The sequence below is a fragment of the Lentilitoribacter sp. EG35 genome (genome assembly GCF_040784015.1).
Lineage (GTDB): Bacteria > Pseudomonadota > Alphaproteobacteria > Rhizobiales > Rhizobiaceae > Lentilitoribacter.
In genome coordinates this window covers 1-13773 of the sequence record NZ_JBFNGQ010000004.1, presented here as the reverse complement: position 1 = coordinate 13773, position 13773 = coordinate 1, and the positions used below count along the sequence as shown (strand labels likewise).

Here is a 13773-nt window from a genome sequence, read left to right as displayed (position 1 = left end):
CTACACGCAAAGAAGCCGCAAATGAATGAGTTACTAACACCTAATCAAATGGCCATGGCGGATAATTTAGCCATTCAAAACGGCATCCCCGGCATTGAGCTTATGCAAAATGCCGGAGACGTACTTTACGATGCATTTTGCAGCCACTTTCATGATGCACAAAATATTTTGATTGTGTGCGGTATTGGCAATAATGGTGGTGACGGATTTGTGCTGGCCGAACAAATCGTTAAATCTGGCATCAAAGTTAGTATTTATATTGCTGGCGAAATATCGCAAATATCGGGTGATGCGCGCCTTGCATTTGACCAAATTCCCAGCTCTGTTTTACAAGTTGAAAACCCGCAATGGGATCAGTATGACCTGATTGTAGACGGGATGTTTGGCGCTGGATTAACAAGAGATATTACCGGCCCATATGCAAATGTTATTGCATCGATCAATGCATCTGGTGCTGCAATTATGGCCATTGATTTACCCAGCGGTATCAATGGAGAAACCGGGCAAATCGCAGGATGTGCGGTTGAAGCCGATTTAACCGTTACATTTTTTAGAAAAAAGCCGGGTCATATCCTATTTCCAGGACAAGAGCATTGCGGAAAAGTTGTTGTTGGTCAGATTGGAATACTTGAAAATGTTTTGGAAAACATAGCGCCAAGCACATTTCATAATAGCCCCAAACTCTGGGAGGATATGCTGCCCTCTCCTAAAAAAATGGGACACAAACATAATCGCGGGCATACGCTGGCTTTTTCCGGTTCTATTGAAAAATCCGGTGCCATAAGACTGGCAGCAAAAGCGGCCCTGCGCATGGGATCAGGCCTTGTTACCATTGCAGCAACATCGGCTACGCTGCCAGCACATGCGGCAAGATCCGATGTGTTAATGCTTACTCCACTGGATACGAATTTACACCTGGCAGATTTGGTTGGTAATCCAAAAATGAACATATATTGCATTGGTCCGGGCCTGCCACCTGACAAGGATACGCGCGAACTTGTTTTGGCTATTCTTGACCACGGACCAACTGTGGTTCTAGATGCTGGTGCGCTTTCTGCGTTTTCTAACGCGCAACAAGTTTTGCATGATACTATTAATATGCGAGTCAACAATACGGTACTTACACCCCATGAGGCTGAGTTTGATCGCATTTTCCCATCCCTAATAACAGCTAGCAGCAAGATTGAGAAAGCGCGACTTGCCGCGCGGATGGTAGATGCAACGATTATTTTAAAAGGCCCTGACACAATTATCGCAGAACCTGATGGACGCGTCGCGATATCGGATAATGGCTCACCCTGGCTAGCAACTGCCGGCAGCGGCGATGTGTTAACGGGTGCTATATCTGGCTTACTTGCCCAAGGAATGCCTGCATTTGAGGCCGCTTGTGCAGCTGTTTGGTTTCACGGACAAGCGAGCCAAAATGTTGGCGCTGGCTTAATCGCAAGTGACCTTGATCAAGGTTTAAAAACTGCCTTATTTGATTATCATCGCCTCGCTGCTGGTCTTTAAGCTGCAAATAGAGCGCCAACAAAATAAGCAAGACCTGCGGCCACCCCGCCGATAAGCAATGTTTCAAAGCCAGACCATAGCCAATGTTGCAATGACCAGCGGCTTTTAAGTGCGCCAATGCCAAAAAACGTAGCGCCTGTTGCCACTATTGCTGCAACAAAAGGGCTGCCAAGCCCAATAATGTATGACGCCAGCGGGATAAGCCCACAAACAACAAAGGCGAAAAATGTGATAATGGCTGCTCTAAGCGGTTCCGGCTTTTCAGGCAATATGCCATATTCCTCGATCATCATCAGGTCAATCCAGCGTTCATGATTGCTCGTAATGGCGTCAACCGCGCCTTCCAAAACATCGCCTTTCAACCCTTTGAGCTTTAGAATCTGGCGAATTTCTTCGCGTTCCCCGTCGGGATAAAGTTTGATATGGCGTTTCTCAATCTGGCGGAGCCGATGCATATCATCCAGCTCGGTTTTTGTACCGCTATAATTGCTTGCAGCCATGGAAAACCCGTCAGCAAGAACATTTGCAATACCCAAAGCAATGATGATTGTGGATGATAGATTTGCACCTTCAACACCTGCTACGATAGCAAATGTTGTGATTGTGCCATCAATGCTTCCATAAACGAAGTCCCGTAGGTCCGTGCGGTTTGATTTATCAAGTATGCGAGACTTTATCTCATCAACGCTATGTCCATGTTCCATGCTTCAACCCTATCCCATTCAATGGAAGCTTAGCAAATGTGGCTGCGATGCCCATTGAGTTAGATCAAGTTCTAATGAGTGCATTTTTTGTACCCCAACATTTGCTTGTGCGCACGCGCAATGTTGCTACAAATATATGAGATTTTACGAAAGGAGAATATGGATGGAAACTGGATCAATTTTGCTGTTCGTCGGAATAATTGTAGGTTCATGCATCATTGGCGGTGCAATACATTCTGGATTAATCCAAATCGCAAACGCGATGAAGCAGTCGTCAAAAACGACGTAATTTGGTGAACAAACCTATCAACCTGAAAATTGGGAATGGAACCGATCTACAGTGATGTAAAGTTACCTTAGATTGATCTTCTATTCCGAATATAGCTTGGCAAGTTTTGCTTCATCCTGCGCAGCTTCCTGTAAAAGCCAATTACGAAACAACTCAATTTTGGGAAGATTAGCTGTTGCTGGTGGGCATACAATCCAATAGGCGGACTCAACTTTCAATGCTAATTTTGATGGACGAACAAGTTGTCCTGAAATCAGATCACGTGTGGCAAGACCACCCCGTGCCAAGGCAATGCCCTGCCCCTCAACCGCCGCATCTATGATCATGCTGACCTGATCGAACACCGGACCATGAGAAACATCGACGTCTTCAATCCTCGCAATATTTAACCACCTTAGCCAATCCTTACGATCTTCAAAATGAAGTAACTTCTGGTGTTTGAGATTGTTAATGTCATTCAAAGAGTGTTCACCGCTCATATATTTGGGGCTACAGATCGGAAACACGCCTCCTGTGTAGAGCTTGGTCAAATGCAAATTTGATTTGTAACCTAATTCAGCTTCAACACCATATCTTACAGCCAGATCTACATCTACCTGCGCAAAATCAATATGATGTTCTGATGCACTTATGCGTAGGTCAATTTGCGGAAAAAGTTCAGCAAAGCGCCCTAGGCGATGAACCAACCATTTGGATGCGAAGTTTGGTGGCATACTCACCGTCAACACACCGGAACTTTGGCGCTTAATCAGAGTGTTTGTTCCTGTCGCGATACGGTCCAGCGCATCTCTCACAACAATCAGATAATCACGCGCCACATTGGTTAAAACCAACTGTTGCGGTCGTCGATGAAACAGTTTCAGACCCAGCTCCGTTTCCAACGCTTTGACCTGGTGGCTAATGGCTCCCTGAGTGACAAAAAGCTCTTCTGCCGCCTTTGTAAAGCTCTCGTGCCGCGCTGCTGCTTCGAAGGCAACCAGCGCGTTCATTGAGGGTAATTTTCTGGACATAAAACACCAAGCGCATGAGAAATTCTAATGCACTATAGAGAAATGATGCTTTGCGAACAAGTTTATAATTAGGCATTTTGAATATCAAATAATCATAATTGAGAAAGATGTTGAAATGAAATACAGAACAAGTTCTCACTATAATATCTTATTTTTAAACGATTTTTTACTCAAAATTCGAGTTATCTTGAACATGTTCGAATTACGAGGGAAAGCCAAACGTGAGCGCGATGGAATTGCAGAACTAAATGCTTACCAACTGAAAGATATTGGAATTTCTCATGATAACGCCGCTCACAAACTAGATAGATCCCGCATAGAAATGCCTTTCAGGATGGACCTTTAGTAGAAAATGGAAATGAGTATTAAGCCCCACCACCAAAAGCCAAAAGCGGAGAGCAACTCTCCGCTTTTGGTTGTTCATATTGTATAATTTGGCAGCAAATTACGGCTTGGCAACGTGCCAGACACCGCCCACGCCATCACCAGTTACGTCACCTTTAGCGCTATCGCCAACCCATGTATAAAGTGGCTGACCATCATGTGCCCACATGAACGTGCCGTCTTTACGTTTAACCACGGTGAAATCGCCCTCATCTTTTGATGACGCTTCTGCAGGCATTGGTGGCCAATTGGTTGCGCAACTATCGTAGCAGTTGGATTTGCCCGCTTCATCTTTATCAAATGTGTAAAGCGTTAGACCTTCCGCATTGGTTAGAACTGTGCCAACTGATGTCTCAGCTTTTTTGATTTCACTTGCTAAGTGGTGACCTGCAAATGAAATGTTGCTTGAAAGGATGAGCACAGATGCGCCCAGTGCTGCAAGTGTACCGATTTTAAGTGCTTTGTTTGTCATCATATTTCTCCAATTTAGGTGCCAGCATTTGCCAGCCACAAAACAGTTACGCACCGGGTCTTTGTTTTATTCAAAATTATTTTCATTTTTTTGGAGACATGAAAATCACCACCGAAATCAGATATTCCGGTGGTGATATTTTTCCTGAAAACTGACACATCAAACCCGATAAAATATAATGGCTTGAAGGTCAGATATTTCACCTTATTGATTATCAAGCTGCCCGTGCACAGATGTCGTTCCGAGCCGGGTAATCCTGTAAGGTCTGCCGTTGACAGACTTAATCATGCGTCGTTTTTTGAGTCGCATAAATACTGGCAATGTGCAATCGCTCAGCACATAGCCTTCTCTGGTGTAACAAGTGATTTCAGTGATTTTGCCGCTTTTATTGCGCACATATTCAATGGCCCCACCCTGGGCCAAAACGTGTAGAACACGTTGCTCATATTTTGAAATATTCAATGGAATTCTCGAATTTTATGTAGAACATAAGGAACGTGCCAAACACCCCATTTATTTTGGGCATTCGGTTCAGTTCACATTACAATGTCCCTAAACGCCGGAACTGGCGTTAGCGCACATTCTCATTTGAGTGGTACATAAAAACTCCGTAGCCTGAGAAGAGCCTCAGGTGCAGGTAAAATATCTGTATAGCTTTAAATTTGCAAGACAGAAACTCACAGTATTTTCATTTCAATAGGCATCATTAATTTCATTGCCAATCATGGTTTGCGTATGCTCTGCACCTTGTTGCAGGCGGGAAAAACTGCCTAAAGTAATAAGCATAATAATTGCTATGATGCTTGCAGCTGCGAACACATTTACAAATACACTGGGGAACGAACGCTTTTCCATCATGAACTCCTTTAACTCTATCATGATGGTTAAACATGGAATTGGTTTGTGCCCTTTGTGGAGAGAATGTGGATTAAACATTAAAATCAGATACAATTTAAGAGTGATCGATTCGTAACGAAACTGAGTTTTAAAATCATCTTTCTGTTTGCTTAGTCTTATAAGCACAATACTCAAATGCGTTTTTACTATTTGCCAAGAGGCGTTTATCTCACATTTTCAAATTTCATGGGACTTAAAGGGGATAATCATGAAAAATAAACTTGCAGCGGAATTATTTGGAACATTTTGGCTGGTCTTTGGCGGCTGTGGTAGTGCCGTACTTGCCGCTGGGGTTGCTGATGTTGGCATTGGCTTTATGGGCGTTTCACTTGCGTTTGGCCTTACAGTTTTAACAATGGCATATGCAGTGGGTGGCATTTCGGGTGGTCATTTCAATCCCGCCGTATCACTGGGCCTTGCAGTTGCTGGTAAATTTGAGTGGAAGGATTTTGTTCCCTACACAATTGCGCAACTGGCTGGCGGTGCGCTTGGCGCACTGGTGCTATATCTTATTGTAACTGGTCAGTCAGACTTTACAGGTGTTGGCGGCTTTGCATCCAATGGCTATGGAGAATTATCACCGGGTGGATTTAACATGATGTCTGCACTGATCGCAGAGATTGTGCTTACAGCTATTTTCCTGATTATCATTTTGGGTGCGACATCCAAAAGCGCTCCGGCAGGCTTTGCACCCATTGCCATTGGTCTGGGCCTAACCCTCATTCACCTGATTTCAATTCCGGTGACAAATACATCAGTAAACCCTGCCCGCTCGACAGCGGTGGCACTATTTGCTGAAACGGGTGCAATGGGTCAATTGTGGTTGTTCTGGGTGGCACCACTTGTGGGCGCAGCCATTGGTGCGATTATTTGGAAGGCGCTTTTGAACAACAATTAGACAATGTAGCCGCCGACAACATTGTTGGCGGCTTGTTCTATTTTAAATCCAGATCCGAACGTTCATATTCATGTCGTCCACTATCTGATGGCAGACTTGTTTTAAGTGCCCAATATTTGCGAACATCACTCATTCCCATGTCAGGATTATCAGCCAGAAAATCTCGAGTATACGAGTTGAATTGGTTATGATCCTCTATTTTGGATTTGAAATCAGGATCACTCATTCGTGTTTTCATGGCCTGATACTCATTAACGGCGTCACCTAATGTCCGGCCAATATTGGATTTCATCCACGCCATGAACTCGATGTTAAATTTGAAACTGGCACCAACATGTTCCTTAAAAAACCGACGCACATTCTGTGTGTTCTTGTAACTATCGGTAATTTGTGTTTCTGCGGTTAGAACCTCACTATGCCAATCAAACTTGGACCTTTTACTTTCGGGCTTTGAAGCAAATTTCTGCTCTTTCTCGCCTGTGTCGAGATAATGTGAAATACGCCCTAAAATCTCAAATTTGCCACAGCTTGTTTTAACGCCAAGGATGCGTGCATAACCAATAAGGTCGGACTTAAGCCAATACCAGCGGCGTAGTTCATCTCCAGATTTAATTGAGGTAATTTCAGGTCGTTCTGTTTCTTTGTTATCCATCATATGCATATCCTACACCATAAACAGAGCGAATAATTTCGCCATCTTGCGAATGTGGTTTTAATTTCTGGCGAATATTTTTTATGTGGCTATCAACTGTGCGGTCAAACACCATCGCATCATCTGGAAATGCAAGTTCTAACAATTGCGCGCGTGAGAATACACGGCCCGGGCGCTTGTAAAGAATGGAGAGAAGCTGAAACTCGCGCCGCGTAAAATCAAGCAGCTGATTATCAAATGACACGCTCCAATTTTCTTCATTCAGTTGCAAACCGCCCTCTTCTGAAACGCTTTCATCCACGTCATTGCTTCGTGATGTGCGCCGTAAGATGGCTTTAACGCGTGCAACGACTTCGCGTGGCGACCATGGTTTGCAAATATAATCATCCGCACCAAGTTCAAGCCCCAATAGGCGGTCTATCTCTTCAACCCGTGCAGTTTCCAAAATGATTGGCACATCGCTTTTATCACGCACTTTGCGGCAGATGGAAAGACCATCCTCACCCGGCAGCATAACATCCAAAATCACCAGATCAGGTGCTTCTTCCAAAATGCGTTTGACCGCATTATGGCCATCGAGCAGGATTGTTGCACGCATATCGTTTTGCGCAAGATAGTCTTTCAACACCTCAGCCAGAGCTTCTTCATCCTCCACAATCATGATGTGCTTTGTCATATCGGTCTCACTGTTTATTGTGCAATTTTTCATCTTTGCGGATGAGTGGAATTTGGAAAACCATCGCCATACCGCCCAAAGGCGAATATTCAGCTTTTAGATTACCATGATGCGATTTTGCAATAAGCTGACAGATCGATAGCCCCAAACCGGACCCTCCGACTTTGTTGCCCGAACGCGTGCGCGATTGATCAGCGCGGTAGAAGCGGTCAAACAGTTTGTCCATCGCTTCTTGTGGCGGAGGTGAGTTTGAATCTTCCACGATGATCACGCCATGGTCATCATTTTTAACTGTCGATAATTTAATCACACCAGGTGCTGCCGTATAGCGCATGGCATTGGTCAGAACATTATCAATGAGCTGGCCAATGCGCATGGTGTCACAATCTGCGACCAGATCGTTCGCAAAATCGGTTTCCAATGTCAGTCCTTTTTCTTCAATCATGCCACGCACTTTATTGGCAGATTCAAGTGCCAGCGAAGAAAGATCAGTTTTCTCCCAATCTTGAACCAAATAACCTTCTCTTGCATGGGATAGTTGACTGATATCTTTCACAAGTGCCGATAACCGCGTGACCGAAAGATGCAGGGTTGCCAACGTTTTTTGATCTGCATTTCGCACACCATCCTGTAACGCTTCTATCTCGGCTCGCAACACGGCCAGCGGGGTTTGCAACTCGTGACTGGTATCAGACATCCATCTGCGTTCCGATACTTCCTGCGCTGCCAATTGCTCCGCCAATAGATTGAACTGCTCCACCAGATTGCCAAATTCATCCTCGCTGGCTTTCTCAAGCCGCAAGTCATATTCGCCCAATGCCAGGCGCTTGGTGCCTGATACCAGACGGTCTACTGGCCGTGTAAACTGACGTGATAACCAATAAGCCGCACCAGCGGACAATAACAAGGCAACAAAAAGCGTCAGGATAAGGAACTTAATTTGGTCTAATAGAAAAAGGTTTGATGGATTACCCGCAATCCGCGTTGGCTTTGCAAGGGCCAGATAGCCTATGAGCTGCGCATTGCCATTTGAATCGACCCCCATAATCCTGCGTTGTGAGGCATGAGCGGGATTAAATGTTGCACCCACGACTAAATCACCTTGCGGGTTCAACAGCGCCAACCGCGAGTTTAACTGCAATGGATCGGCTGGTGGACGTCGTTTGCCAGTATTATTTTGACTATTTTCATTAAGTGCTTTCGGACGTGGCCTTGCTGGTGGGTCATTGCGCGGAGCTTCACTACGAACCAACCTGTTAAACGCCCGCCTATTGTCCTTAAGATCCGGCCATGCAGGATTAGCGGCGTCATGACGCTCAACCAGCTTGTCAATCACCGGACCAAAGCGATCAAACTCGGCTTGCAGCACATAATTTTCAAATCCGGACCGCATAGAAAGCGTCAGCAAAAACGCCACAAACGCAATCACCACAATGACAATTGTCATCATGGCGAAAAACAGTTTCTTACCTATTGATAATTTTTTCCACATCTTGAAGGTGTTCTATACCAGTTCAGGCTTTTTCCAAATTACATCGAAATTGTGATCGATAAATGTGAAGCAAGAATGAAGCAAATAACTTTGTTTTACCGGTAATACCGCGTGCATCTTACGTCCTTTTACACATTCGCTCCACATTTCCTGCAAACTCCCATCATGCTCACCTGCCAAATTGAATGCCAACAACAAAGCAGGATTACCCCTGATTAGGTTTTGTTGGAAACAGTCAAAGGAGCAATATCATGAAGAAAAACACAAAAGTCGCATTGCTTGCATGTTCCGCACTCGCAGTTGGCGCATTAACTGCCAAAGCAATCAGCGCCACCAATCAAGTCAAAATCACAACCAGCAATGGTCAGCGCTGCATTCAATCCAATGGCATCCCCGATCATTCGATCGGTCAGTTCCCCAATAAAGGCAATCCAAATTTTATCTCCACGCAAAATACCAAACTGTGCGTGACAATGACACCAAGTAAAGGTTCACAGGCCAAAGATTTACGCGGTTCAACAGGCTTTACGCTCAACGGTGTTACAATTCGCCCCGGAACCGCAGATTGGTATGACGCATCGTCACCGCGTGGACATAGCCGTGATCGCTCATCAGGCTGGAACCTGGATGGCATGGGGCCCGGCAACACGCTTGGCTTAGACCAAAACAATGCCCATGTAGATAATAGAGGTCTTTATCACTATCACGGCCCATCAAAATCCATCATGAATGCCGCGCAAGGCACTCTGATCGGCTATGCCGCCGATGGACATGGCATTCACTATGTGGGTTCAAATCAAACATCAAGCTGGCAATTGAAAAAAGGCACCCGCCCTTCTGCACCCGGTGGTGCCTATGATGGCACCTATAATCAGGACTTTGAATATGTAGCAGGCTCTGGGTCACTGGATGAGTGCAACGGCGCGACAGTCAATGGCGAGTATAAATACTTTGCCACCGACACATACCCTTACTTCCCGCGCTGCGCATTTGGCACGGTTTCGTCAGATTTTTCTGGCCCACGCGGTGTCGCCGGTAGTCAACAAGGAAATCAACAAAGAAATCAAATTAACAGGCAACAAGGAGGTCAACGAGGCGGCGGCGATCAAAGTGCTACATTGGAAAACGGCAACGAACGGCAAGGAAAAGGTAATTTTCTGCAACGTTTGTTTGGCAAGCAACAAGGCCAAAATGCGCGAAGCAGGCAGCAAGGTAACCGCCGTTTTGCTCAAAGCAACAATGGCGGCAGGCGCGGGCCACCGCAGCAGGCAATATCAGCTTGCGCATCTGCATCTATTGGCAACAGTTGCTCGTTTCAAACCCCGCGCGGAAATTTAAGCGGCCAATGCGTTCTAACACCCGACCAGCAAAAGGCCTGTCGGCCCAACCGCTAAACTTTGAGCGCGACGCAAATTGGCTTGGACCGCCATTTAATCGAACCGCTATTCGATTATTCATCCAAGCCCTTCAAGGTGCTGGCTAGGCTTTATGGCATTCAGCTCTAGCCAGCACCCAAAATAGAACCACCCGAATTGGCCGGCAGTTTAATGTGATTGTTTATAACCGGCCAAGGAGTGTCTGAGTACAAGCCACGCCCCCGTGCTTTAGTGCTTAGACACTCCACCCTCACCTGACTTAAATTCTTTACCATCTTGTAATTCCCAGCTTGCAACTTACATAAGAATATGATCAGAATAGGTTATTAAGGAGATTGAGTATGGCTCGTTTAAACCAACAAAAAACTGCAAAAGCTAAAGCAATAGCTGCGAAGGAAAATTCGCAAGCAGTAACGATGCATGCTCTTCTTATCACCACTACAGTTTTGGGCGGCTTGTTGCTCGCATCTAAACTATTCAGCTAACGGCAGCTTATACCAGCCACCATATAGTGGCTGATGACCTTTCCTAAATTATAGAGAATTATTAGCATTAACGTTTGATGCATTTAAAGAACATCTGAACTGATAATACGGCTAGCCTCACAAAAGCTTGAGGCAAGCAGCAACTCTTATAATTTCCTCGCTCGGAACCTGATTCCGTGGCTGGATTTTTTGTGAGAGTGACCTTGATATGATCTCGAGCCTTGAGAGTTATAATTTTTATACGCGAGATAAGATTGCAACATATAATCGCGTTGCCGGTGACAGCATTATTTCGCGAGAAGCGGCCTACTATAAAGAAAACATTAAGTCCGTTAACACCGTCCAAGAGTTTATGGATAATGATAGGCTCTATAATTATGCGATGAAGGCCTATGGCCTTGAAGAAATGACCTATGCGAAAGGCCTAATCAAAAAGGTTCTTGAAAGTAACCTCACCGATGCCGATAGCTTTGCAAATCGCCTTAATGATGTACGCTATAAGGAGCTTGCGGCAGCGTTCGATTTTGGCCTGACATCGCAAACAAAAACTGTTCAGACAACAGAACAACGCGATGATCTCATTGGGATCTACACCGCGTCAATCGAGAATGTGAACAATGACATTCAAGAAGAGCATCGCTACTATAGTGCAGTGATGTCGCAAATTACTAATGTTGATCAAATTTTCCAGTACCCGCGTGTAAGAGACTACATCTTCGAAGGTTACGGTATCGATCCATCTAGTTTTGATTATGAAACGACGAAAAATGTCTTAACAAGTGATCCGGCGGATACTGAGAGTTATGTCTACAAAGAGTTCATCGAAAAATCAACAGGATGGAATAGCGCGCTAACGGACAGTTACGCCGAACGTTCCGCATTGATCGCCAAACTTAACGCAGACAAACAGACAAATTCGGTTGACCCTGCGGATGTTGCACGATTAGGCGTAGTCAATAATGATATAACTAAATACAATCTTTATATTGATAAAGCCGACAAATATATCGACATGTCTAAGCAATTCAATTTTCAAGACGATGGCACCTTACCATCAGGTGGCACGCCGCAAGATGAGACACAGCTAAAAGCGGTGCGCGAAAAATATGTCTTGGCGCAACCAAGACTGACATATTCTACCGCCCTTATCAATAAAACCTACTACGAAGATAAGATAACAACAATTGATGATCTCAATGATCTGATATTCGATCGGCGCTTAAAAACCATGGTGCTAACCTCGTTTGATATTACCCTGCAATATAATGATACCGATTTACGTGCCGCCTTCGCACAATATGCCACAGACCCAGCAGGAACAGATTTCCTTGCTCAGCCGGAGAAAATCCAAAATCTCGTTAAATCATTTAATTTTGATGTGGCAGGTGATGTTATTGCTGGCAAGACTGCGCAAGATGCCGCCGACATAGAAACAACCATGAATGGTTATCTTCAGAGATATGATGATGCTGATGAAGCAAAAGATGAAGCCTTGATTGCTGAATTTAAACGCAACATGCCACTGGCAGCTGATCTGGATGATTTTCTATCTGATCTTCAAGCGGCCAAACGCGTGAGAGGTTTTGCGCTTACAGCATTTGGTATCGGTGAAAATGAGTTAACTCGAAGAGAGTTGAAAGCAATTTTCACCAGTGATCTGGGCGATCCCAAAAGTTTTGTAAACAAATCAGGTGATGATCGATTTAGGCAATTGGCTAAGGCATTCAATTTTGATGCAAAAGGAAATATTACAACGCCAAGATCAGCCCAATCCGAAAATGAGTTAACGCGCATAACCAAAGCTTATTATGTAGAACTAACGCGCTTTGACAGCACAAAATCGACTAAAGAAAAGGCGAATGAAGACGTAAAATACTATCGTGCAGAAATTGCCAAAATCGATACGATAGATGATCTTGTAAAAAATCAAAAACTAATTGATTTCCTTGCCAAATCCGAACGCCTAGAAACAGATGAGTTAAAGCCTGAATTCCTCAAAAAACTTTTGATGTCTGACCAGAATGACCCAAAGAGTTTTCTTAATCAACAAACAGACGTTCGTTACAAAAAGATCTTTGGCTCTTTTAACTTCAATGAAAATGGTTCAGTCGCTTCTGCCAAAACAAACGGTGCCCAAAATAACCGCGGTTTAGCCGAGACGCAGAATTTTTACATCACCCAGTCGATTGAAGAAGAAGCCGGAGTGGATAGCGTTGGCGCGCGTTTAGCACTTTATTTTGAACGTAAAGCACCATCAATTTCATCACTTCTTGAAATTCTTGCTGATAAAGCCCTCGGTGATTTTATGCGGACAGCACTTTCAATTCCGGCAGAAACGGCATCCGGTAGTCTTGATTCACAAAAAGCCTTGATGGAGCGATATATCAAGGCTGAAGACCTTCAAAAACCAGAGAAGATAAGAGAACTCGTCACTAAATTTTTAGCGCTACATGACATTGAAAATGGCAGTTATGACCCTGTCGTGCAGGCTTTTAGCGGCACAACATCATTTAGCGCAGAAGCCCTTGCAAGCTTTGCTCAATATCGCGCCCGCTAGCTAGGCTCAGGACCCATTAATTATCTTGCAAAGTTACATCAGCTCTGATTCATTTTATTGACTAAGATGGAGTTTATAATGAGCAATCTTTACTGGTTAACTGAGGTTCAAATGCTGCGGCTACGGCCTTATTTTCCGAAGAGCCGCGGTCGGCCTCGTGTTGATAACCTTCGCGTTCTTAGCGGAATAATATTCATTAATCGCAATGGGTTAAGATGGTGTGATGCACCTTCTGAATATGGCCTGCCAAGACTTTGTACAACCGTTGGAAGCGTTGGAGCGATTTAGGCATATTCACTCAAATCATGAATGGCCTTGCTGCCGAAGTACCCGATACCATAACTATTTCAATAGATGCGACTTATTTGA

14 protein-coding genes and 1 pseudogene are annotated in these 13773 nt (G+C 44.6%); 7 read left to right on the top strand and 8 right to left on the bottom strand.

The window, feature by feature from the left end:
* Positions 1 to 21: 21 nt before the first annotated feature.
* Complete coding sequence (locus tag AB2J24_RS08600) at positions 22 to 1512, top strand: NAD(P)H-hydrate dehydratase (RefSeq protein ID WP_367385186.1); 1491 nt, start codon at positions 22 to 24, stop codon at positions 1510 to 1512.
* On the opposite strand, the gene AB2J24_RS08595 is transcribed toward AB2J24_RS08600, so the two are convergent.
* Positions 1509 to 2216: a VIT1/CCC1 transporter family protein gene (locus tag AB2J24_RS08595; RefSeq protein ID WP_367385185.1), complete on the bottom strand. Its 708-nt coding sequence runs from the start codon at positions 2214 to 2216 to the stop codon at positions 1509 to 1511. The genes AB2J24_RS08600 and AB2J24_RS08595 overlap by 4 nt on opposite strands.
* Positions 2217 to 2379: 163 nt before the next feature.
* On the opposite strand from AB2J24_RS08595, the gene AB2J24_RS08590 reads away from it, so the two are divergent.
* Positions 2380 to 2505 carry a hypothetical protein gene (locus AB2J24_RS08590; protein ID WP_367385184.1) on the top strand — a complete coding sequence of 42 codons (126 nt, stop codon included), beginning with the start codon at positions 2380 to 2382 and terminating at the stop codon, positions 2503 to 2505.
* Positions 2506 to 2585: 80 nt separating this feature from the next.
* Here the strand turns inward: AB2J24_RS08590 and gcvA are convergent, their stop codons facing one another.
* The 4 genes from gcvA to AB2J24_RS08570 all read right to left on the bottom strand — a co-directional run bounded on the left by gcvA (position 2586) and on the right by AB2J24_RS08570 (position 5226).
* Positions 2586 to 3515 (bottom strand): transcriptional regulator GcvA, encoded by a 930-nt coding sequence (gcvA, locus tag AB2J24_RS08585; RefSeq protein ID WP_162651419.1) that lies wholly within the window; start codon positions 3513 to 3515, stop codon positions 2586 to 2588.
* A gap of 445 nt (positions 3516 to 3960) precedes the next feature.
* The gene (locus tag AB2J24_RS08580) at positions 3961 to 4374 is read right to left on the bottom strand and encodes a hypothetical protein (protein ID WP_367385183.1); all 414 of its coding nucleotides are present in this window, start codon (positions 4372 to 4374) and stop codon (positions 3961 to 3963) included.
* Between the two features lie 201 nt (positions 4375 to 4575).
* Positions 4576 to 4833: a YjhX family toxin gene (locus AB2J24_RS08575; protein ID WP_367385182.1), complete on the bottom strand. Its 258-nt coding sequence runs from the start codon at positions 4831 to 4833 to the stop codon at positions 4576 to 4578.
* Positions 4834 to 5064: 231 nt separating this feature from the next.
* The gene (locus AB2J24_RS08570) at positions 5065 to 5226 is read right to left on the bottom strand and encodes a hypothetical protein (RefSeq protein WP_367385181.1); all 162 of its coding nucleotides are present in this window, start codon (positions 5224 to 5226) and stop codon (positions 5065 to 5067) included.
* Between the two features lie 250 nt (positions 5227 to 5476).
* Here AB2J24_RS08570 and aqpZ point away from each other — a divergent pair, with 250 nt between their 5' ends.
* Positions 5477 to 6166 carry an aquaporin Z gene (gene aqpZ / locus AB2J24_RS08565; RefSeq protein ID WP_367385180.1) on the top strand — a complete coding sequence of 230 codons (690 nt, stop codon included), beginning with the start codon at positions 5477 to 5479 and terminating at the stop codon, positions 6164 to 6166.
* 37 nt (positions 6167 to 6203) lie between these two features.
* Here the strand turns inward: aqpZ and AB2J24_RS08560 are convergent, their stop codons facing one another.
* Genes AB2J24_RS08560 through AB2J24_RS08550 form a run of 3 tightly spaced genes read right to left on the bottom strand, consistent with a single transcriptional unit; the run spans position 6204 to position 8986 of the window.
* A complete protein-coding gene (locus AB2J24_RS08560; RefSeq protein WP_367385179.1) occupies positions 6204 to 6821 on the bottom strand; it encodes a DUF6434 domain-containing protein in 618 nt (205 codons plus the stop codon).
* The gene (locus AB2J24_RS08555; RefSeq protein WP_367385178.1) at positions 6811 to 7494 is read right to left on the bottom strand and encodes a response regulator; all 684 of its coding nucleotides are present in this window, start codon (positions 7492 to 7494) and stop codon (positions 6811 to 6813) included. The genes AB2J24_RS08560 and AB2J24_RS08555 overlap by 11 nt, the downstream gene beginning before the upstream one ends.
* Positions 7495 to 7501: 7 nt before the next feature.
* The gene (locus AB2J24_RS08550) at positions 7502 to 8986 is read right to left on the bottom strand and encodes an ATP-binding protein (protein ID WP_367385177.1); all 1485 of its coding nucleotides are present in this window, start codon (positions 8984 to 8986) and stop codon (positions 7502 to 7504) included.
* Positions 8987 to 9237: 251 nt separating this feature from the next.
* Between AB2J24_RS08550 and AB2J24_RS08545 the strand changes: the two genes are divergently transcribed.
* From AB2J24_RS08545 to AB2J24_RS08530, 4 genes and pseudogenes are all read left to right on the top strand, one after another.
* A complete protein-coding gene (locus AB2J24_RS08545) occupies positions 9238 to 10380 on the top strand; it encodes a YHYH protein (protein WP_367385176.1) in 1143 nt (380 codons plus the stop codon).
* 323 nt (positions 10381 to 10703) lie between these two features.
* Positions 10704 to 10847 carry a hypothetical protein gene (locus tag AB2J24_RS08540; protein WP_162651427.1) on the top strand — a complete coding sequence of 48 codons (144 nt, stop codon included), beginning with the start codon at positions 10704 to 10706 and terminating at the stop codon, positions 10845 to 10847.
* 208 nt (positions 10848 to 11055) lie between these two features.
* Positions 11056 to 13404, top strand: a complete 2349-nt coding sequence (locus AB2J24_RS08535; protein WP_367385175.1) for a DUF1217 domain-containing protein — start codon at positions 11056 to 11058, stop codon at positions 13402 to 13404.
* A gap of 78 nt (positions 13405 to 13482) precedes the next feature.
* Positions 13483 to 13773 (top strand): annotated as a pseudogene (locus AB2J24_RS08530) (transposase); the annotation flags it as partial.